The organism is Burkholderia sp. PR2, from assembly GCF_052372875.1.
GTDB lineage: Bacteria > Pseudomonadota > Gammaproteobacteria > Burkholderiales > Burkholderiaceae > Burkholderia > Burkholderia diffusa.
On sequence record NZ_JBQRWH010000004.1, the window covers coordinates 2,510,452 to 2,531,503 of the forward strand.

A 21,052-nucleotide genomic window follows, 5' to 3' on the forward strand; every position below is an offset into this window, starting at 1 on the left:
GGCCCGTCGGGGCCGGTGCCGGATTGACACTGTTCGCCGGCTGCACGGCCGCAGCCGGCGCAACCGTCACGGGGCGACGTTACCGCACGCCAGCCGCGACCAGACGCTTGTGAATGGCTTCGATGCGGCCCTGCTGCGGCGAACCTTTCGGCGTCTGTTGCAGTTCGTCGCCGAGGACCTTCGCGTACGCGAGACCGTTGTCGTTCTTCACCGACGGATCGGCGCCGTGCGCGAGCAGATAATCGACGACGTCCCATTGCCGCAGGCGCGTCGCTTCAAAAAGCGCGGTTTCTTTCATCGAATCCCGCACATTGACGTTCGCCTTGTGCTCGACCAGTACGCGCATTTGCGGCAACAGCGTGTCCTTGCAGGTCGCGAAGAGCAGCGGCGTATCGCCGTCGTACTTGAGATCCGGATTCATGCCGCCGGCGAGCAACGCTTTGAGCAGGTTCGGCGTGTCGGCCCGCGCGGCCAGATATGCAACGTTCGCACCATTCTCGCCGAACGGTTGTTCGGGCTTCGCGCCGTCCCGCACCAGTTCGCTGACGATCTGAAGGCGCACGTTGGCGGCGTCCGTCTTCACCGGCACGGCTTCCTGCACTGCGAACGACAACAGGCTCGCCTTCCTGTTGCCCAGGGCAGCGAGATCGGTATGCGGCGCGAGCGCCTTGACCTGCTCCAGATTCCCGTCGCGAATGGCACGCGCCAGCTCGAGCGGCTGTCCCGTGAAAAAATCTTCGGGCGGGTAACGTTTGAAGTCTGCCATTTTTGTTTCCTGTGCTTGAGTCGGCCACCAGAACGGCGACGACAAACCGATTACCGCGACAACCGCGCCCGCGGCGATGACCTTGCTGTATTTCATCAATGTCCCTGAAGTTGACCGAGCAGCGACGATTGCTGCTCCGCGACGGTCGTATTCAATCCGCTCGTCACCTGCCCCATCATGTGCCGCTGGACCGTCGTCACGCTGGTGCCCGGAATGGTGATCTGCTCGCCGACGGCCTTGGGCATCAGGTGGGCCGTCACATCGCTGATCGGGCCGAGCCCGCCTTCCTGCGAGCCCGTCAGGATGTCGCCGTCGACGCGATAGTTCGTGATCGACGACGACCGCGGCGTGGCTCCGTACAGCGGCAACGTTTCAGGATTGAGGCCTGCCGCGTTGAAGGTGGTCGCGCCAGCGCCGCTCGCCTGCGATGCAGCCGACGCCAACCCGCCGCCGAGCGAATGGCCGGTGAGGTCGAGGCCGCCCGCATTACCGGAGCCGTAGATCTTCTTGCCGAGGGTCACGGCGCGATCGTAGTACGGCGAATTGTCGCCCAGCCCCTGGCTGAGGTTGTTCGACCAGTCCTCCTTGACCGTCGGCTGCGTGCCCTTGAATGCCAGCGTCGGCTTCATGCTGTCGCCGAACACCGCAGGATCGGGTGCGTAGACCTGCGCGCCGAAATTGCTGCCGGGGATCTTCAGATCTTGCGGCCGCATGCCGAACTTCTTCAGCGCTTCCGGATCGTTCGACACGTTCTTCCATCCCGGCGGCGCCGTCCCCGGCGTGTACACCGCTTCCGCCAGCTTGGCCAGTTGCTGCGCCTTCACCGTCGCCTGAAGCTTGCGTGCCGCGGCCTGCACCTTCGGATCGGCAGACGCGAGACCCGCGGCGATGACCGCCTGCTGATTCGCCCACTCGATCGCCATCGCCTGCTCGGGCGTGACGAAAAGCCCCTGGTTCAGATGGATCACCGGACCATCGAGGAAAATGCCGCTCTGATTGATCAGGATGCTCGATGCGCCGTGGGACAACTTGATGCTGTCCGGCTTCAGCGTCACGATGCTTGCGCCGACCCGATGCTCGATCTCGTCCGTCGCCTGATAGCTCTGCTTGCCGGGTCCGGCGTCGCCAGCCAGCGCTTGCACGCCAACGGTGTTGGCCGTCGTGAAGCGCGCTTTCGCGATCTTTTCCGACAGGCTGCCTTCTGCGACATGCTTGCTCTCGTCGCCTTTGAGCACCGACACGTTCCGCGCACCGGATTCGACCGTGTGAGACTCGCTGTCCTTGACGATCGTCTTCATGTCCTTCTGCGCATGCAGAAAGACCTCCTGGGCGCCATTCACGTCCGAGAATCGCAGTTCGTTGAAGCCCTCGCCCTTGTGCGTCTGACTGCGCATCCCCATCGTTTGGCCGCCGCTGCCGTGATACGGGTTGCCCGAATCGCCGTTGAACACACGGCCGACGACGATGGGGTTGTCCGGATCGCCCTGATTGAACGAGACGAGCACCTCCTGGCCGATCCGCGGAATCGCCGAGCCGCCCCATCCCTTGCCTGCCCATGGTTGCGATACGCGCACCCACATCGAATCGGAACCGTCGAGCTTGCCGCGCCGGTCCCACAGGAAATGGAGCTTGACCCGGCTGCCGTCGGTGTGAATTTCCTCGCCCTTCGGCCCGACCACGATCGCGGATTGCGTGCCCTGCATATGTGGCTTGGGCGTACGCCGCTCCGGCCTGAACGGAATGTCGATCGGCAGGCACGTAAACGTGTTGTGGTACGGCAGTTTGGAGGTCTGCTGGGTATAGTCGTTCGCGACCTGGTGACGAACGCGAAGAATCACGAAATCCTTGTTGTTGTAGGCGGACGTGCCGTGGTTGACCAGCGTGAAGCGCCCGCTCGTCGTCATCCCGTGCGCGTGACCGGCGCCGTTGAAACGATGCGCGAGCGCTTCTTCCGCTTCCATCGCGTAGCACGCGTAACGCTGCCCGTCGTCGCCGTGGTCATACAGCGAATGGAACTGGTAACGCTCCGTCGTCTGGATGTTCGGGTGCTTCAGATTGACGGTCGGCACCTCGACATGCATCAGTTGCGACGACGGCTGGTTGTAGTTGAAATCCCGGTACGTGATCTTGCCGACCCGGAAACTGAATGCCTCGTCCCATCGATCGATGCCGTTCTGCTCGCTGGCCGCGCTGTTGGCTTCGTACGGAATGGTCTTCAGGTTCGGAATCGGCTGGAACACCGCGTTGGTGTCGCCGATCACGAGGATGTGCTTGTCCTTTTCGTAACGGATCGTCCAGATCAGCCCCTCCTGCTCCATTAGGCGCGAGCAGAAACTGTAGTACGACTCGTCGTACATGACGATGTATTCGAGCTTCGGACGTTCGCCCTGCATCGCGAACTCGAAATCCGAAAAACCCATCTCGCGGAAAATGTCGCTCAGGATGTCCGGTGGCGTCTGGTTCTGGAAGATCCGGCAATCGGTCGAGCGGGTGAGAAACCAGAACCACGGCACGACCGACATTTCGTAGCGGGTCACCGAACCCGATTTCCCGACGCGGCCGAACGACGCAACGTAACCGTCGAAATATCGCTTCGTCTCGGTATCCGCAGCCGACGTGACGACGCGCGTCAGACTGAAATCGCGGCTCTGGGGCTCGAGCGTGATCTTGACCCGCTGCCCGACGATTTCCTGCGGTTCGATATTGTTGCGATGGGAAAGCAGGTCGAGATGTGTTTCGGTTAACTGATTGACGTGTTCGTCGATGATCGCCGCGCTGACCAGCAGCACGTCCGGGCCGAGTGGCGTTTCGATCGTGATGAAGCGATTGTCCTGGGTCAGGCGCGGAAGCGCACCCGTCAGGCTGTTGATGGCCTCGGCGATCGACTCCGGGGCCTTGCCCATCAGCGACAAGCCGGTTTGCGCCAGTTGCACCGCGCTCGCGGCACCGCCCAGCAGCCCCGCGCCTGGCATGCCGGTCAGCGCCCCCAGTTGGCCCGCCATGCCGGCAAGCGAACCCAGGTTGCTCAAACCGCCGACCAAAGCCGCACCGCCCCCTCCCATCCCGTCGGGGTTTCCGTTTGCTGCGAAACTCATCGTTAACCTCGTTCTTTTTTGTCGGGCGAACCCGCCGCAATCCGGTCGCCATCGCACCACCAAGGCGCTCTCAGCCGCCTTGGTGGCGCCAAATATATCAAACTGTAGGGAAATTCATAACCACTTGTCAGCATTCGATATTCGGCGCCGAAAGCAGTCCGATCGATCAGCAGATCGATCCCCGATACTTATTGCTGGTGGACGGGTGCGATCGCGCGCCGGTCGAAGCGCGCGGCACCGATGCGGTAGGCATTCAACGCGTGGTGAAGAGAAGGACGGCGTCGGAAGTGAACGAAGCATTGCCGTCGAAGAGTGAAACCGGGCGCGCGAATCCTCGGCGAACGCCATCCGCAGCGCCCCCGCAGGGCCACGATCCGACAATCAGGTGATCCATGACCCGGCGCCCGTTGCGGACGCCAGGATCGGGCCGCAGACTCTTGGCCCATCGCGGCCGAATCCCGCCGCAGCGAGCATCCGGATGATTCCGGTGGATGCACCGGAATCGCCCCGACCGAATCAGGACTCGACGTCCTCGAGACTGAAGATTTCGGTCTGGTCGTTGTACGAGAAGATCTCGCCGTAACGGCCCCAGTCGATCACCGCGTCGAGGGTTTCCTCGGCCGCGCCGTCCGACAGGAAATCCTCCAGCTCCTGCTCGAAACGCACGCGCGGCGCGCGATGGCCGGGGCGCTCGTTCAACACCTTCTTGATCCGCGCGGCGAGCGGCACGTGCTTCAGCAGATGATCGGCGAACATCAGCTTGCGCTCCTGCGTGCCGAATTCCGCGAACACGCGCCCCGGCGGCGTCAGGAACACGTCCCCTTCCCGCACGTCGGCGAAGCCGAGGTACTGCAGCACTTCGGCGATCGGGAACAGGTCGTCGACCTCCAGATGCAGCGTGCGTGCGATTTCGGGCATGTCGGCGCGACCGTGATACGGCGCCATCGCGAGCGTCTCGATCAGGCCGGCCATCAGGTTGGTCGACACCTGCGGCAGCCAGCTGCCGAGCTCGAGCCCCTTCTTCGTCGCCTCGCCGGTCTGGCGCGCGGTCATCTTCGCGTAGATGTCGTCGACGAGCTTGCGGAAGGCCGGGTCAAGGCGGTTGCGCGGATGCTTGAACGGCACCTTGATCTCGGCGATCACACGGCCCGGGTTCGACGACAGCACGAGGATCCGGTCGCACATGAACACCGCTTCCTCGATGTTGTGCGTGACGATCAGCACCGACTTGATCGGCATCCGGCCTTGCGTCCACAGGTCGAGCAGGTCGGTACGCAGCGTTTCGGCCGTCAGCACGTCGAGCGCCGAGAACGGCTCGTCCATCAGCAGGATCGTCGGGTCGACCACGAGCGCACGCGCGAAGCCCACGCGCTGACGCATGCCGCCCGACAGCTCACGCGGGTAGGCGTTCTCGAAGCCGTCGAGACCGATCAGGTCGATCGCGGCGAGCGCGCGTTCGCGTCGCTCGCGTGCGCCGACGCCGAGCGCTTCCAGCCCGGCTTCCACGTTCTGCAGCACGGTGAGCCACGGGAACAGCGCGAAGGTCTGGAACACCATCGCGACGCCTTCGGCCGGGCCGGTCAGCGGCTTGCCGAGATAGGTCACTTCACCGCCGGTCGGCTCGATCAGCCCCGCGATGATCCGCAGCAGCGTGGACTTGCCCGAGCCCGAACGACCGAGCAGCCCGACGATCTCGCCTTCGCGCAGCGACAGGTTCGCGTCGTCGAGCACGAGCAGTTCGCCCTGCGTCTTGTTGAAGCCGCGGCAGACGTGATCCACGCGCAGGATTTCCTCACCGAGGCGCGGCGGCTGGGACGTCTGGACGGGGGCGTTTATGGCATTCGGATTGTGCATCGCGTTTCGCTCTCAATCGGTCTCAGTCGAGCCGCAGCTTCGCTTCGGCGAAGGCATACAGCGGGCGCCACAGCAGGCGGTTGAACAGGGTAACGAACAGTGACATCACGGCGATGCCCAGAATGATCTTCGGAAAGTCGCCGGCGGCGGTGGTCTGCGCGATATATGCGCCGAGGCCGTGCGCCTCGATCCTGGTCGTGCCCCACTGCACCGCTTCCGACACGATGCTCGCGTTCCACGCGCCGCCCGATGCGGTGATCGCGCCGGTCACGTAATACGGAAAGATGCCGGGCAGGATCGCCTGGCGCCACCACTGCCAGCCGCGGATCCGGAAGTTCGTCGCGGCTTCGCGATAGTCGTTCGGATAGGACGTCGCGCCCGCGATGACGTTGAACAGGATATACCACTGCGTGCCGAGCACGATCAGCGGCGACAGCCAGATATCGGCGTTCAGATGGAAGCGCGCGATCACGATCACGAACACCGGGAACAGCAGGTTCGCCGGGAACGCGGCGAGGAACTGCGCGAGCGGCTGCAGCTTCTCGGCGAGTTTCGGGCGCAGCCCGACCCACACGCCGACAGGTACCCAGATCACGGACGCGATCGAAATCAGCACGACCACGCGCAGCAGTGTGATGAGCCCGAGCATGATCACGTGGCCGACTTCGGCCATCGTCACGCCGGTCGACACGAAGCTGACGACACGCCACACGATATAGGCCGTGCCGAGCAGCAAGAACGCCGCCCACGCGATGTCGACCGTGCGCGACGCCTTCTTCTCGACCTTGGGCAGCGTGAAGCGCATCGCGCCCGACAGCGGCAGACGCAGCGGAATCCGCGCGGCCTTCGCGAAGAACCAGCCGGCCGGCACGAGCAGCTGATGGATCAGGCGCGTACGGCGCACGAGGTCGAGCAGCCAGGATTGCGGTGCGTCGCCCGACGCGGTGTTCTCCATCCGGAACTTGTCGGCCCACGCGATCAGCGGGCGGAACAGGAACTGGTCATAGGCCAGGATCACCACCGTCATCGTCAGGATCACCCAGCCGATCGCACCGAGGTTCTTGTCCGAGATCGCCTGGGCGAGATATGCGCCGATCCCGGGCAGCGTGATGGTCTGGTTGCCGACGGTGATGGCCTCCGACGCGACGACGAAGAACCAGCCGCCCGACATCGACATCATCATGTTCCAGATCAGCCCCGGCATCGAGAACGGCACCTCGAGCTTCCAGAACCGCTGCCACGACGTCAGGTGGAAGCCGCGCGACACTTCGTCCAGATCGCGCGGCACCGTGCGCAGCGACTGGTAGAAGCTGAACGTCATGTTCCACGCCTGGCTCGTGAAGATCGCGAAGATCGCGGCCAGTTCGGCGCCGAGCACGCGGCTCGGGAACAGCGCGAGGAAGAACGTCACCGTAAACGAGATGAAGCCGAGCACCGGCACCGACTGCAGGATGTCGAGGATCGGGATCAGCACCATGCCGGCGCGGCGGCTTTTCGCGGCGAGCGTGCCGTAGATCAGCGTGAACGCGAGCGACGCGACCATCGCGGCGAGCATCCGCAGCGTGGTGCGCAACGCGTATTCGGGCAGGTTCGACGGATCGAGCGAGATCTTCTGGGTCTGAAGGGTCCCGATCGGCGCCATCGTTTCATGAAAGCCGACGACCGCCATCGCGATCAGGCAGATGATCAGCGGGAACGCGATGAAGTCCCACCGGTTCGGCAGAACGCGCCACGCGGACGCGTTGGCGGTCCGGTTCGGATTGAAGAATCCGACGTCCATCAGGCGCCCTCCCCGGTAAGGCCGAACGAAGCCGGCAGACGATGTTGATTCATGGCAAAGCGCACGGGCGCGGTAATTCGACGCGGTAATTCGATTGATTCACGATCTGACGCCGGCGCGAGGCGCCGTGCGTGCAGGCTGCGCTCCCGGCGCGGCGAGTCGGGCCGCGACGGCACGACACTACACCAACCTGTATTTCAGGTTCAACCGTCCGGGGCCGGCGCGGGGCCGCGCGACGCGCGAACGGCGCACGGATCGTGCCCGGCACGCGGGCGAACAACAGGCGTGGGATACGGAGCAGCCCGACCGCGGTCCTCCGGCCGGCATGCAGGCCCCGAATTATGCCGTGATCTGGGCCGGCCGGGAACCCGCCAACCGCACGCGGACGCAAACCATGCCGGACGTCAGCGGACGATTGCGGCGAAGCAGGTATGATCGGGGCTAGCCCCTGGCGTCGGTGTTGACCACAGCCGCCAGGGATCGACCGACCAGCGGGAGGAAGGGAATGGCAGGAAACTTGGTGATCGTCTGCCGCGATCAGGATGCCGATGCGTTCTACGAGCTGATGCAGGAGTATGGGTCGTTCCAGACGCGGCTGTCGTCGACGGCATGGTACCTGAACATGAACATCGTGCCGGAATCGCTGCAGGAGGAGATTCTGGAGCGCCTCGGCCGCTACACGACCGTCTATATCTTCGAGGCCACGAGCGTGACCTACAACACCATCGACAGCAACGCCGCCGAGACGCTCGGCACGCTGTTCGGCGAATGATGCCACGCGGCGCCTGCCCGGCAGGCGCCGCATCCGCCGCTTATGCGGCCTGGGCGTGCAGTTCGTCCTTCGGCACCGCGTCGAACGGGAACGTCATCGCCACGCGCAGGCCGCCCTCGGGACGATTGCCGATCTCGCACGCCCCGCCCAGCCTCAGCACCAACCGCTCGACGATCGCGAGCCCGAGCCCGCTGTGGCCGTTGCCGCCGCGCGCCGGGTCGAGCCGCACGAACGGCCGCGTCGCGGCCGCGAGGTCGCGCGGCGCGATCCCGCCGCCGCTGTCGCTGACCGACAGCACGTAACCCGTCGGCGTACGCGCCGTCTCGACGAGCACGGGTGGCGCGCCGTACGCATGCGCATTGTCCAGCAGGTTCGAGAGGATCCGGTCGAGCGTCGCGGTCGGCAGGCAGAAACCTTCGTCGGCGGCCAGATGCGTCTGGACCGCCGGCGCGTTCGGTGCGACCGCGCGATAGCTGCGCGCGATCCGCTCGCAGGTCTGGTCGACCGGCACGGGCTCGCTGCGGTCCGCCCCGCCGTGCGCGAACACGAGGAACTGGTCGACGATGTGCGACATCGAGTCGACATCGCGCACCACACCGTCGCGCAGCCGCGCGTCGTCCATCATTTCCGCGCGCAGGCGCATCCGCGCGAGCGGCGTGCGCAGGTCGTGCGCGACGCCGGCCAGCATCACCGCGCGATCGCTCTCGGCCTGCGACACCTGTTCCACCATCTGGTTGAAGCCGTGTGTGAGCTGGCGCAGCTCACGCGGGCCGCGCTCGCGCAGCGGCGGCACCGGCTGGCCGCGGCCGAAGCGCGCGACCGCGCGCGCCAGCGAGCGCAGCGGCTGCTGCAGTTGCCAGGCCGCGAACAGCGCGGCGATCACGCCTGCCGAGAAGATCGTGCCGAGCCACAGCAGCATCCGGTCGAGCGAGCGCGGCGGGCGCAGCGGCTGCACCGGCACCACGATCCAGTTGCGATCGGTCGGTTCCTTGACCCACAGCACCGGCGGATGGCCCGGCGCGCCGATCTCGACCCGGGTGCCGGCCGGCATGCGCTCGCTCACGTCGTCGCGGAAACGCTTGAGCGGCGCCGGCAGGTTCGAGCCTGCGCTCGTCGGCACGTCGGGACTGTCCGGCGACACCAGCCGCACCCGTGACGGCAGCGGCTGGTCGGGCGTGCGCTCGACGTGCTGGCGCACGGCGTCGACGAGGAAGGCGGCCTCCTCGACCGCGTAACGCGTCTGCATCTGGCTGCGCTCGAGGCGCATCGCGAAGAACCACGCGAAGTGCGACAGGAGCAGCACGCCGACGACCAGCAGCGCCAGCCGTCCGAACAGTGAATCAATGGGTTTGCGCATGGGCCTCGCCGTCGGGCACGAACACGTAGCCGCGCCCGCGGACCGTCTGGATGAAGCGCGGCGTCGACGGATCCGTTTCCAGGATGCGGCGCAGGCGCCACACCTGGACGTCGATGCCGCGGTCGGTGCCGTCGTACTCGGGCCCGTGCAGCAGCTCGAGCAACCGCTCGCGCGTGAGCGTGCGCAGCGAGTGGTTCACGAAGATCTTCAGCAGCGCGAATTCGCTGCTCGACAGCGTCGCCGGCTTGCCGTCGACCGACAGCGTGCGCCCCTGGAAGTCGAGCACGAAGCGGCCGAACGCGAACGGCTCGCGCTGCTCGGGCGCCGCCGCCGACGGCGTCGCCCGGCGGCGGCGCAGCACGGCCTGGACGCGCGCGAGCAGCTCGCGCGGGTTGAACGGCTTGCCGAGGTAGTCGTCCGCGCCGAGTTCGAGCCCGACGATGCGGTCGACGTCGTCCGCGCGCGCCGTCAGCATGATCACGGGGATGTCGTCGCCGGCCGCGCGCAGCTGGCGCAGCGCGGTCAGGCCGTCCACGCCGGGCATCATCAGGTCCAGCACGATCAGGTCGGGCCGCTCGCGCTCGAGACGCTTCTCGAGCGTCGCCGCGTCGTGCAGCACGGACACTTCCATCCCCTGGCGCACGAGATAGTCGCGCAGCAGGTCACGGAGTTCTTGGTCGTCGTCGACGATGAGGATCTGGGTAGTCATGGCTCGAAGTTTACCGCGCGAGCGCGGAGTCGAAGAACGGTTCAAAGGAACGAAAGGGTTACTGCGGGTTACGACGCAAGGGAACTGTAATGCACCGTAACCCGGCAGCCACCCCACGTAACACCCGCCGGGGCACGCGCCGCTAACCTGCGTCTTACCGGATGCGGCACACGCGTCACCCGCGCACCGCATCGCCGGACCCTTTGGATACAGGAGTTTCTGAAATGTATAAGAACACTTCCCGCGTGGCCATTGCGGCCGCCACCGTGCTCGCTCTCGCATTCGGCACCGCGCATGCCGCGCAGCCCACCGACATGCCGCCGCCGGGCGGCCCCGGCATGCACCAGATGCACGGCGGCCATGACGGCGGCCCGTTCGGCGTGATCATGAAGCTGCACGATCAGCTGAAGCTCAACGCATCGCAGGAGCAGCAATGGCAGACGGCCGTCAACACGATGAAGCAGAACCATGAGGCGATGCGCAAGAGCCACGAGCAGATGCGCGAGCAATTCAAGGCACAGCAGAATCAGCCGATCCTCGACCTGAACGCGATGCACGCCGCCCGCCAGCAGGCCGAGCAGCAGAATGCGCAGCTGCGCGAGCAGAGTTCGGCCGCCTGGCTCGCGTTCTACAACGGACTGAACGACCAGCAGAAAACGACGGTCAGCACCGCGCTGAAGCAGCAATTCGCGCGGATGGAGCAGCGTCACGAGACGATGAAGGAACGCTGGCAGCAGCACCGCGCGGCAAAGGCCGCGTCGGCGCCGGCGCAGTAAGCCGGCGGGCCGCCTCCCCGGGCGGCATCGCGGGGGACGCGGGTACTCGGCTCGCGTCCCCTGTTTCGTTTCAGGCGACGTCGAACAGCAGCACCTCGGCCGCCCGGCCGCGTGCGAACGCGATCGCGTCCACCCCGGCGATCCGCGCGCCGTCGCCCGCGGCCAGCGCGTGGCCGTTGACTTCCACGTCGCCGCGCGCGACGTGCACATAAGTACCGCGTCCGGCCGGCACGCCGATTGCCACCTCCTCGTCGCCGTCAAGCAGCCCCACGAAGATCCGCGCATCCGCACCGATCGACAGCGCGCCGTCGTCGCCGTCCGCAGACGCGACGAGCCGCAGGCGGCCGCGCTTCTCGTCGTCGGCGAAACGCCGTTGAGCGTAACCGGGCCGCCCGCCGCGCTCGGCCGGCTGCAGCCAGATCTGCAGCAGATGCAGCACCCGGTCGCGCGACGCATTGGTTTCACTGTGCATGAGCCCCGTGCCGGCGCTCATCCGCTGGATGCCGCCGGCCCGCACGATGGCGCCGTTGCCAAGGCTGTCGCGATGCGCGAGCGCGCCGTCCAATACGTAGGTGACGATTTCTAGGTCGCGGCGCGGCTGCATCCCGAAGCCGCGCGTCGGCGCGATCCGGTCCTCGCTCAGCACGCGCAGCGCGCCGAACGGCGGATGCGCGGCCTCGGCGTGGCCGACAAGCGGAAAGCTGTGACTCGACTCGAGCCAGCCTTGGCGCGTGTGGCAGCGGTCGGCGGCGCGGCGGATCTGGAACATGGGGCGGGCACTCCGGCAGGGCAGACATTCTTTCTTCGGGTTTACCTGCACTGTAGGGGCGCGCCAAGCGCGCCACAATCCGCCGTCCGCGCACCGCATCGTTGCACTCACGAAACCAATCGACGCAATGCTCGTTGCGAATACCACGATTGCCGCAACGAGCAGATCGAAGAATCCATCGGTCACGCCGGATTGCCGTTTTCCGGGTATCGCGTTCGGGTAAAATACCGCCCTTTTGGCGTTCGCCCGTCCGGCGAGCGCCGTTGCCAGCGCGCCGAAACACGAATTTTGGCCGTCTAGAATACGCCGCGGCGCCCGGCCCGACCGGCCGCGAGCGCCCTCCCGGAAGTGAGCGACAAAAGGATGGAAATGAAGAAGGCCGCCCTGTGCGCCGCCCTCGCCCTCGTGGCGGGCAGCGCCTTCGCGAAAGAGTGGAAGACCGTGCGGATCGGTGTCGACGCCAGCTACCCGCCGTTCGAGTCGACCGCGCCGAGCGGCGAGATCGTCGGTTTCGACGTCGATCTCACCAAGGAAATCTGCAAGCGCATCAACGTGAAGTGCGTGTGGGTCGCGCAGGATCTCGACGGGATCATTCCCGCGCTGAAGGCGAAGAAGTACGACGTCATCGTGTCGTCGCTGACCGTCACGGACAAGCGTCGCGAGCAGATTGACTTCTCCGACAAGGTGTACGACGCACCCGCGCGGATGATCGCGAAGGCCGGCTCGCCGCTGCTGCCGACGGTCGCGTCGCTCAAGGGCAAGCACGTCGGCGTCGAGCAAGGTTCGACGCAGGAATCCTACGCGAAGGCGTACTGGGAACCGCAAGGCGTGACGATCATTCCTTACCAGAACCAGGACCAGGTCTATGCCGATCTCGGCTCGGGCCGCCTCGACGCGACGCTGCAAGATGAACTGCAGGCCGACTACGGCTTCCTGCGCACGCCGCGCGGCAAGGGCTTCGCGTTCGCCGGTCCGGAAGTGAAGGATCCGAAGACGATCGGCGACGGCACCGCGATCGGCCTGCGCAAGGAAGACACGGACCTGAAGCTCAAGATCAACAAGGCGCTGGCCGACATGCACAAGGACGGCACGTACGACCGGCTGTCGCGCAAGTATTTCTCGTTCAGCGTCTACTCGGCTCGCTGAGCGCCGACAATGACGGGAAGCGGATGCGGGGGCGCCCCGCGTCCGGTAGTACAGGCAGTCAACCACGCGCCGCCCGCGCCTCGCCCGCCGCTCCCCGCGACGGGCTGGCCCGGCACCGTTGCCGGGGGCGGACGGACATGATACGCACGGGGCGTTCCGCGCAGCTTGGCGGGCGCGTCTTTCGCGGCGCACCGCGTGCGCCGTCCGGGACCACACCAGGGACCACATATGTTTCTACAAGGCTACGGCCCGCTGATCCTCGCAGGCACCTGGCAAACCGTCAAACTGGCGGTGCTTTCGCTCGCGCTCTCGTTCCTGCTGGGCCTGCTCGGCGCGGGCGCGAAGCTGTCGCGCAACCGCTTCACGCACGGCGCCGGCACCGTCTACACCACGCTGATCCGCGGCGTGCCCGACCTCGTGCTGATGCTGCTGCTGTTCTACAGCCTGCAGATCTGGCTGAACATGGCGACCGATGCACTCGGCTGGGACCAGATCGACATCGACCCGTTCCTCGCCGGCGTGCTCGTGCTCGGCTTCATCTACGGCGCGTACTTCACCGAGACCTTCCGCGGGGCGTTCCTGTCGGTGCCGCGCGGCCAGCTCGAGGCCGGCAGCGCGTACGGAATGACCAACTGGCAGGTGTTCACTCGGATCATGTTCCCGCAGATGATGCGCTTCGCGCTGCCGGGCATCGGCAACAACTGGCAGGTGCTCGTGAAGTCGACCGCACTGGTGTCGATCATCGGCCTCGCGGACGTCGTGAAGGCGTCGCAGGACGCCGGCAAGGGCACGCTGCGGTTCTTCTTCTTCACGCTGATCGCGGGAGCGGTCTACCTCGCCATCACGACGATCTCGAACTTCGTGCTGATGTGGCTCGAAAAGCGCTACTCGACCGGTGTCCGCAAGGCTGACCTATGATCGAACTCATCCAAGAATACTGGCGCAACTACCTCTACACCGACGGCTTCCGGATCACCGGCGTCGCAATCACGCTGTGGTTGCTGGTCGTGTCGATCGGACTCGGCTTCTGCCTGTCGGTGCCGCTCGCGGTAGCCCGCGTGTCGAAAAGGAAGTGGCTGTCGAGCGCCGTGTGGCTCTACACGTACGTGTTCCGCGGCACACCGCTGTACGTGCAATTGCTGCTCTGCTACACCGGCCTCTACAGCCTGCAGGTCGTGCGCGGCACGCCGCTACTCGATGCGTTCTTCCGCGACGGGATGCACTGCACGCTGCTCGCGTTCACGCTGAACACCTGCGCGTACACCACCGAGATTTTCGCGGGCGCGATCAAGGCGACGTCATACGGCGAGATCGAAGCCGCGCGCGCATACGGGATGACGCCGTTCACGATGTATCGCCGCGTGATCCTGCCATCGGCGCTGCGCCGCGCGCTGCCGCTGTACAGCAACGAAGTGATCCTGATGCTGCACGCGACCACCGTCGCGTTCACCGCGACCGTGCCGGATATCCTGAAGATCGCGCGCGACGTGAACTCGGCGACCTACATGTCGTTCCACGCATTCGGGATCGCCGCCCTGCTCTATCTCGTGATCTCGTTCACGCTCGTGTGGCTGTTCCGCCAGGCCGAGCGTCGCTGGCTCGCGTATCTGCGCCCGCAAGGCAAGTAAGTTTTCGCAGGACTATTGATGAATTCCCAGACTCAGAAGCTTTTCGTCGACGATCTGCACAAGCGGTACGGCGACAACGAGGTGCTCAAGGGCGTGTCGCTGAAAGCGAACTCGGGCGACGTGATCAGCGTGATCGGCTCGTCCGGTTCCGGCAAGAGCACGATGCTGCGCTGTATCAACTTCCTCGAGCAGCCGAACGCGGGCCGCATCATCGTCGACGGCGAGGAAGTGCGCACCACGCCGGACAAGACGGGCGCGCTGCGCGCGGCCGATTCGAAGCAGCTGCAGCGCGTGCGCACCAAGCTGTCGATGGTGTTCCAGCATTTCAATCTCTGGTCGCACATGAACGTGATCGAGAACGTGATGGAAGCGCCCGTCAACGTGCTCGGCATCCCGAAGAAGGAAGCCGAAGACCGTGCGCGCGAGTATCTCGAAAAGGTCGGCCTCGCGCCGCGCGTCGAGAAGCAGTATCCGTCGCACCTGTCGGGCGGGCAGCAGCAGCGTGTCGCGATCGCGCGCGCGCTGGCGATGCATCCGGACGTCATGCTGTTCGACGAGCCCACGTCGGCGCTCGACCCGGAACTGGTCGGTGAAGTGCTGAAGGTGATGCAGAAGCTGGCCGAGGAAGGCCGCACGATGATCGTCGTCACGCACGAGATGGGTTTCGCGCGCAACGTGTCGAATCACGTGATGTTCCTGCACCAGGGGCGCGTCGAGGAAGAAGGCGTGCCGTCCGAGGTGTTCGCCAACCCGAAGAGCGAACGCCTGCGCGGGTTCCTGTCGGGTAGTCTCAAGTAACGCGCGCGACACGCGAACGGGCGCCCGCGGTTCGCCGCGCGGCGCCCGTTTTGCGTTTACGCGGCGCTCACCGGTTCGCTGTCGGCGAATGCGCGCAGTTCATCGCCCGCGAGCCGGTAACGCACCCATTCGCTCTGCGGCGCGGCGCCGACGCTCTCGTAGAAACGGATCGCCGGCTCGTTCCAGTCGAGCACGCTCCATTCGAAGCGCCCGCATCCGGTGTCCACGGCGATGCGCGCGAGCGCCTTCAGCAGCCGCAGCCCGGCACCCGCGCCGCGAAAGCGCGGCGACACGTACAGATCCTCGAGATAGAGCCCCTGCCGGGCGAGCCACGTCGAATACGAGAAGAAATACACGGCGAAGCCGGCCGGCTCGCCGTCGACCTCGCAGATCAGCGCGCGCGCGGGCGACCCTTCGCCGAACAGGCTGCGCTCGAGCGACGCGGGCGTCGCGACCACTTCATGCTCCGCCTTCTCGTAGATGGCCAGCTCGGTGATGAAACGCAGGATTTGCGGCACGTCGGCGACGGTGGCGGAACGAATGTCGATTTGCACGGTGGGGAGCCCTCCTTCGGCCCGGATTGAAAACGGAATGCGGCACCCGCGCAAGCGCGCCTGGCGTCGGACAGATCGACATGCTACGTTCACGGCTCAACTGCAGGAAGTGCAGTTTCGTCATCCTGACATGAACATGATGCATCCCGACCTGCGCCGTCTCGACCTGAACCTGCTGCTCGCGTTCGACGCGCTGTACCGCCACCGGTCGGTCGCCGCGGCCGCGCACGAGCTGGCGATGAGCCCGTCCGCGCTGAGCCACGCGCTCGCCCGGCTGCGCGACGCGATCGGCGATGCGCTGTTTGTGCGGCTCGGCAACGAGATGCAGCCGACCGTGCGCGCCGACGACATCGCCACCTGGGCCGGCGATGCGCTCGACACGATGTCGAGGGGGCTCGCCCGCGCACGCCGCTTCGATCCCGCGCAAAGTGACCATACGTTCGTGTTCGCCGCGAGCGACTACACGGCATTCGCCGTGCTGCCGGCGTTGCTCGCGCGCATCGAGCAGGTCGCGCCGCGGCTGCGGATCCGCGTCGTCCACTCCGACCGCAAGATTTCGATCGACGAACTCGCGGCCGGCCGGATCGACTTCGCGCTCGGCTATCACGAGGAGTCGGCCGCCGACGCGCCGGGTATCGAGGATTTCGACTGGTTCTCGGACGACTACATCGTGATCGCGAGCGCCACGCATCCCGACATCCACCGGCGCCTGACGCTCGACCAGTACCTCGCGGCACGCCACGTGGTCGTCACGCCGTGGAACGAGTCGCGCGGCGTCATCGACTACGTGCTCGACCGCCTCGGCCTCGCACGGCAGGTCGCCGTGCAGTTGCCGAGCGTGCTGGCCGCACCGTTCGTGATCGCGGAATCGGCACTCCTGATGACGGTGCCGAACCGTGCCGCGCAGGCGCTGCGCCACGCGGCGCCGATCCGCATCTTCCCCGCGCCGTTCGAGATCCCGCGCTACACGGTGAAGGTCTACTCGCACGCGAAGCACGCGCGCAGCGACGCGCACCGATGGCTTCACGCGCAATTGCTCGCCGCACGGCCCGAGCAAGGTTGAGTCGGAAACGCTTGTACGACGGGCGCTGCCACCCTGCCGCCCGACCGTTTCCGGCATCACGCCGGCCGCAGCAGGCCGCCGCCTACTTATTACGAAATACTTACCAATTTTGTCGCTTCCGTGCTTACGCTCGCGCTCCGGCAACGTCAATAGTGGCAATCCTTGACCCATCGCCGCGGAATCCATGTCTGCCTTGCCGGACAAGGGTTTTCCGGTAATCGACCGGCTCCGCGATGCCCGCCGCGCACCGTGTTGCATGGCAAATTGGCGACACGTGTTAGTCAAACAACGATTTCCGTCGCCACAAAATTGTATTTTTGCTAAATTAGTAACCAAAGTAGCAAAACGAAGTTCGTGAAATGTAGTTTAGCTTCACGACACAACAAGGAGACCCCGCAAGCCGACCCGGCCGCGCGGGACCGCTCAACGGTTTTCCGTCCGCTTGCCCGCGTGCCGCGCTTACCGGCCCTGCACGAGGTCTCCCTGGTTATCCCGCTTTTCGCTTTTGCCCGGCGCTCGCTGCTCCGGGCATCTCGTGCAGTCTGGGTTGACTTTTTGACAGGGTATGGAGGAGATGATGAAGAAAGCTTTGGTCGCGGCCGCGCTGATGGCTGCTGGGGTGGTTACGGCGCACGCGCAGAGCAGCGTCACGCTGTATGGCCGTCTGGATGCCGGCATCGAGTACTTGAACGGCCTGCAAAACGGCCACCAAGTGCGCGCGGAAAGCGGCGACTGGGGCACGAGCCTGTGGGGCTTGAAGGGCAGCGAGGACATCGGCGGTGGCAACAAGGTCCTGTTCCACCTCGAAGGCGCGTTCAACACGATGACGGGCGGCTTCAGCGGCTCGATCTGGGATCGTTTCGCGACCGTCGGCATTTCGAACGACCGCTACGGTACGCTGCTGCTGGGTCGCGAACTCGCGATCGCCAACGGCGTGTGGGACTTCGATCCGCTGGGCCAGTCGAGCTGGTCGTCGGCATCGCTCGTGCGCGGCCGCAACTGGAACAAGACCAGCAACAACGTGTCGTACCAGTCGCCGCAGTTCTACGGCTTCGACTTCTACGGCCAGTTCGCGTTCTCGAACTCGACCAGCTTCAACGGCAACACGACGGCCGGCCAGCCGGGTCGTGCAGCCGGCGCGCAGGTTACCTACACGAACTCGCTGTTCCAGTTGCGCGGCATCTACGACGAAACGCGCGACAGCAACGGCCGCTTCTCGGACGTGTTCAACTACTCGCGTGAATACTTCGCGGGCGTGAACGTGTTCCTCGGCCAGTTCAAGGTGCAGGCGGCCTACCAGTCGTCGCACGCGGACGGCAGCGGCGGCCCGGCCGTCAACAACGGCATCACCGGCACCCAGCAGGTCTGGGGTGGCGTGACGTGGCAGGCAACGCCGGCGGCAGCGCTGATCGCGGCCGTGTACCACGTGAACGCCAACCACGGCGGCGGCAACGCGAACATCTACACGGTCGGCGGCTCGTACAACATTTCGAAGCGCACGCTGTTCGACGTGCAGGTCGCGACGGTGCGCAACAGCTCGACGGCCAACTTCGGCCTGAACGCGAACGGCGCCGGCACGGCCGTCTCGACGGGCAACCCGCATCCGGGCGGCAGCCAGACCGGCGTCTACGCCGGCATCCAGCACCTGTTCTGATCAGGCGCCGTCCAGAGAACGATTCGACAACACTTTCCACGCTGCTGCGAGAGGCGCGTATCGGTGCGGTACCCAACCGGGTATCCGCACCGTTTTTTATTGGCGAGCCGGGATCGAGCGATCCACGGCCCGATGCGGCGCTCAGACCGCCGCTTCGTTCTCTTCGCCGGTGCGGATGCGGATCACGCGCTCGACGTCCGACACGAAGATCTTGCCGTCGCCGATCTTGCCCGTGCGCGCCGCGCCGATCACCGCATCGATCACCTGGTCGACCTGCGCTTCCGCGACGACCACCTCGATCTTCATCTTCGGCAGGAAGTCGACCACGTATTCGGCGCCGCGATACAGCTCGGTGTGCCCTTTCTGGCGGCCAAAGCCTTTCACTTCCGTCACGGTCAGGCCGGTGAGGCCCACTTCGGCGAGCGCTTCGCGGACTTCGTCCAGCTTGAACGGCTTGATGATGGCGGTGATGCGTTTCATGATGGTTGTCCCTCAATGCTCGTTTGGATGCAAAATCGCGATCCCGATTGTAAGCCGGCCGGCCGCGTACGGCCCAGCACGGCTCAGTCGAGACGTTCGGTAAAGCGTGACGTGATCGGATAGCGCCAGTCGCGCCCGAATGCGCGATGCGTGACGCGAATACCGATCGGCGCCTGGCGGCGCTTGTATTCGTTGATCTTGATGAGTCGCGTCACGCGCGCGACGTCGGCCTCCGCATAGCCGGCCGCGACGATCTCCGCGAGCGGACGGTCCTCCTCCATGTACATCCGCATGATCGCGTCGAGCACGTCGTACGGCGGCAGGCTGTCCTGGTCCGTCTGATTCTCGCGCAGCTCGGCCGACGGCGCGCGCGTCAGGATCCGCTCGGGAATCACGTCGCGCAGTTCGTAGTCTGTCGTTGCGTTGCGATAGCGGCACAGCCGGTAGACCAGCGTTTTCGCGATGTCCTTGATCACCGCGAAGCCGCCGGCCATGTCGCCGTACAGCGTGCAGTAGCCGACCGCCATCTCGCTCTTGTTGCCGGTCGTCAACACGATCGAGCCGAACTTGTTCGACAGCGCCATCAGCAGCGTGCCGCGGATGCGCGCCTGGATGTTCTCTTCCGTCGCGTCCTCCGCGCGGCCCGCGAATTCGCCCGCGAGCGCCGCACGGAACGCGTCGAACATCGGAGCGATCGCGATCTCGTCGTAACGCACGCCGACGCGCCGCGCCATCTCCGCCGCGTCGGTGGTCGAGATGTCGGCCGTGTAGCGCGACGGCATCATCACCGCGCGCACGCGCTCCGGCCCAAGCGCGTCGCAGGCGACCGCGAGCACCAGCGCCGAATCGACGCCGCCCGACAGCCCGATCAGCACACCGGGAAAACCATTCTTGCCGATGTAGTCGCGCACGCCGGTCACGAGCGCGCGATAGACCTGCGCGTCGACCGGCAGCTCGGGCGCGATCGCGCCGGGCAGCGGGCGCGGCCCGTCGAATTCGACGATCGCGTGCCCTTCGTCGAACTGCGGCATCTTCGCGACGAGCGCGCCCTGCGCGTCGAGCACGAACGAGCCGCCGTCGAACACGAGCTCGTCCTGGCCGCCGACGAGGTTCACGTACACCATCGGCAGCCCGGTTTCGCGGATCCGCGCGCGCAGGATGTCGATGCGCAGCGCTTCCTTGTTCATGTGGTACGGGGAACCGTTCGGGATCAGCAGCACCTGCGCGCCCGCAGCCTTCGCGATCTGTGCGGCCGACGCATGCCAGGCGTCCTCGCAGATGATCACGCCGTATCTGACGCCGTTGAGCTCGAACACGAGCGGCTCGGTGTCCGTCGCGAAGTAGCGCTTCTCGTCGAACACGTCTGCGTTCGGCAGATCCTGCTTGCGGTACGTACCGACGATCTCGCCGCCGACGATCAGCGACACCGCGTTGTAGGTGTCGGTCGGCGGCACGCCGCGCTCGATCGGGCGGTTTGCATTACCATCGACGGCTGGCGCGTGCGGATCGCCGCCCGACGCATCGCCGCCTGCGCTCCGCAACGGATGGCCGACCAGCACCGCGAGCCCGTCGAACGCGCGCAGCGCATCGGCGAGCGTGTCGAGCGCGGCGGCCGCCGCCGTGTAGAACGCGGGCCGCAGCAGCAGGTCTTCCGGCGGGTAGCCGGACAGCGCGAGTTCGGGCGCGATCATCAGGTGCGCACCATCGTTGTGCGCGGCGCGGGCGGCAGCGACGATCCGCGCGACGTTGCCGGCGAAATCGCCGACGGTGACGTTGATCTGGGCGAGAGCGAGTCGGGTCTTCATGACGGGATTGGCGCAGCCCGGTGGCGCGCCCTGAACGGCTGACGAA

General features: G+C 65.8%; 18 protein-coding genes. 8 read left to right on the forward strand and 10 right to left on the reverse strand.

The features are described from left to right. Nucleotides 1-79: 79 nt before the first annotated feature. The 4 genes from ACT2FV_RS28825 to ACT2FV_RS28840 all read right to left on the reverse strand — a co-directional run bounded on the left by ACT2FV_RS28825 (nt 80) and on the right by ACT2FV_RS28840 (nt 7,495). A complete protein-coding gene (locus ACT2FV_RS28825; RefSeq protein ID WP_151050289.1) occupies nt 80-862 on the reverse strand; it encodes an ankyrin repeat domain-containing protein in 783 nt (260 codons plus the stop codon). Continuing rightward, nucleotides 862-3,861, reverse strand: a complete 3,000-nt coding sequence (gene tssI, locus ACT2FV_RS28830) for a type VI secretion system tip protein TssI/VgrG (protein WP_444505239.1) — start codon at nt 3,859-3,861, stop codon at nt 862-864. Before tssI ends, ACT2FV_RS28825 begins: the two co-directional genes overlap by 1 nt. Nucleotides 3,862-4,377: 516 nt before the next feature. Then, a complete protein-coding gene (locus ACT2FV_RS28835; protein WP_059680481.1) occupies nt 4,378-5,715 on the reverse strand; it encodes an ABC transporter ATP-binding protein in 1,338 nt (445 codons plus the stop codon). A 22-nt stretch (nt 5,716-5,737) separates the two neighbouring features. Next, nucleotides 5,738-7,495, reverse strand: coding sequence for an ABC transporter permease (locus tag ACT2FV_RS28840; protein WP_124621670.1), 1,758 nt, complete (start codon nt 7,493-7,495; stop codon nt 5,738-5,740). A 505-nt stretch (nt 7,496-8,000) separates the two neighbouring features. Here ACT2FV_RS28840 and ACT2FV_RS28845 point away from each other — a divergent pair. Then, nucleotides 8,001-8,267 carry a double-stranded DNA-specific endonuclease gene (locus tag ACT2FV_RS28845; RefSeq protein WP_014896379.1) on the forward strand — a complete coding sequence of 89 codons (267 nt, stop codon included), beginning with the start codon at nt 8,001-8,003 and terminating at the stop codon, nt 8,265-8,267. Between the two features lie 40 nt (nt 8,268-8,307). On the opposite strand, the gene ACT2FV_RS28850 is transcribed toward ACT2FV_RS28845, so the two are convergent. Next, nucleotides 8,308-9,624 (reverse strand): ATP-binding protein, encoded by a 1,317-nt coding sequence (locus ACT2FV_RS28850; protein WP_174920138.1) that lies wholly within the window; start codon nt 9,622-9,624, stop codon nt 8,308-8,310. After that, on the reverse strand, nt 9,608-10,333 hold the full coding sequence (locus ACT2FV_RS28855) for a response regulator (RefSeq protein WP_059603692.1): 726 nt from the start codon (nt 10,331-10,333) through the stop codon (nt 9,608-9,610). The genes ACT2FV_RS28850 and ACT2FV_RS28855 overlap by 17 nt, the downstream gene beginning before the upstream one ends. A gap of 224 nt (nt 10,334-10,557) precedes the next feature. On the opposite strand from ACT2FV_RS28855, the gene ACT2FV_RS28860 reads away from it, so the two are divergent. Next, a complete protein-coding gene (locus ACT2FV_RS28860; protein ID WP_124621666.1) occupies nt 10,558-11,109 on the forward strand; it encodes a Spy/CpxP family protein refolding chaperone in 552 nt (183 codons plus the stop codon). A 70-nt stretch (nt 11,110-11,179) separates the two neighbouring features. Here ACT2FV_RS28860 and ACT2FV_RS28865 read toward each other — a convergent pair whose 3' ends face one another. Next, nucleotides 11,180-11,878 carry a pirin family protein gene (locus tag ACT2FV_RS28865; protein WP_151051068.1) on the reverse strand — a complete coding sequence of 233 codons (699 nt, stop codon included), beginning with the start codon at nt 11,876-11,878 and terminating at the stop codon, nt 11,180-11,182. 369 nt (nt 11,879-12,247) lie between these two features. On the opposite strand from ACT2FV_RS28865, the gene ACT2FV_RS28870 reads away from it, so the two are divergent. The 4 genes from ACT2FV_RS28870 (at nt 12,248) to ACT2FV_RS28885 (ending at nt 15,450) form a co-directional block, all read left to right on the forward strand. After that, entirely contained in the window at nt 12,248-13,024 is a 777-nt protein-coding gene (locus ACT2FV_RS28870; protein WP_059603989.1) for an ABC transporter substrate-binding protein, read from the forward strand. A gap of 228 nt (nt 13,025-13,252) precedes the next feature. Further along, entirely contained in the window at nt 13,253-13,942 is a 690-nt protein-coding gene (locus ACT2FV_RS28875; RefSeq protein WP_059603702.1) for an ABC transporter permease, read from the forward strand. Beyond that, nucleotides 13,939-14,652, forward strand: coding sequence for an ABC transporter permease (locus tag ACT2FV_RS28880; protein WP_124621664.1), 714 nt, complete (start codon nt 13,939-13,941; stop codon nt 14,650-14,652). The genes ACT2FV_RS28875 and ACT2FV_RS28880 overlap by 4 nt, the downstream gene beginning before the upstream one ends. An 18-nt stretch (nt 14,653-14,670) precedes the next feature. Next, nucleotides 14,671-15,450, forward strand: coding sequence for an ABC transporter ATP-binding protein (locus tag ACT2FV_RS28885; protein ID WP_059527484.1), 780 nt, complete (start codon nt 14,671-14,673; stop codon nt 15,448-15,450). Between the two features lie 56 nt (nt 15,451-15,506). Here the strand turns inward: ACT2FV_RS28885 and ACT2FV_RS28890 are convergent, their stop codons facing one another. Continuing rightward, on the reverse strand, nt 15,507-16,004 hold the full coding sequence (locus ACT2FV_RS28890; RefSeq protein WP_059603708.1) for a GNAT family N-acetyltransferase: 498 nt from the start codon (nt 16,002-16,004) through the stop codon (nt 15,507-15,509). Between the two features lie 136 nt (nt 16,005-16,140). Here ACT2FV_RS28890 and ACT2FV_RS28895 point away from each other — a divergent pair, with 136 nt between their 5' ends. After that, nucleotides 16,141-17,067 carry a LysR family transcriptional regulator gene (locus ACT2FV_RS28895; RefSeq protein WP_151051057.1) on the forward strand — a complete coding sequence of 309 codons (927 nt, stop codon included), beginning with the start codon at nt 16,141-16,143 and terminating at the stop codon, nt 17,065-17,067. Nucleotides 17,068-17,641: 574 nt separating this feature from the next. Next, a complete protein-coding gene (locus tag ACT2FV_RS28900; RefSeq protein ID WP_059603994.1) occupies nt 17,642-18,721 on the forward strand; it encodes a porin in 1,080 nt (359 codons plus the stop codon). A 141-nt stretch (nt 18,722-18,862) separates the two neighbouring features. Here ACT2FV_RS28900 and ACT2FV_RS28905 read toward each other — a convergent pair whose 3' ends face one another. Both ACT2FV_RS28905 and ACT2FV_RS28910 read right to left on the reverse strand, forming a co-directional pair. Beyond that, entirely contained in the window at nt 18,863-19,201 is a 339-nt protein-coding gene (locus tag ACT2FV_RS28905) for a P-II family nitrogen regulator (protein ID WP_006398637.1), read from the reverse strand. An 83-nt stretch (nt 19,202-19,284) separates the two neighbouring features. After that, nucleotides 19,285-21,006: an NAD+ synthase gene (locus ACT2FV_RS28910; RefSeq protein ID WP_124621656.1), complete on the reverse strand. Its 1,722-nt coding sequence runs from the start codon at nt 21,004-21,006 to the stop codon at nt 19,285-19,287. Between the last annotated feature and the right edge of the window lie 46 nt (nt 21,007-21,052).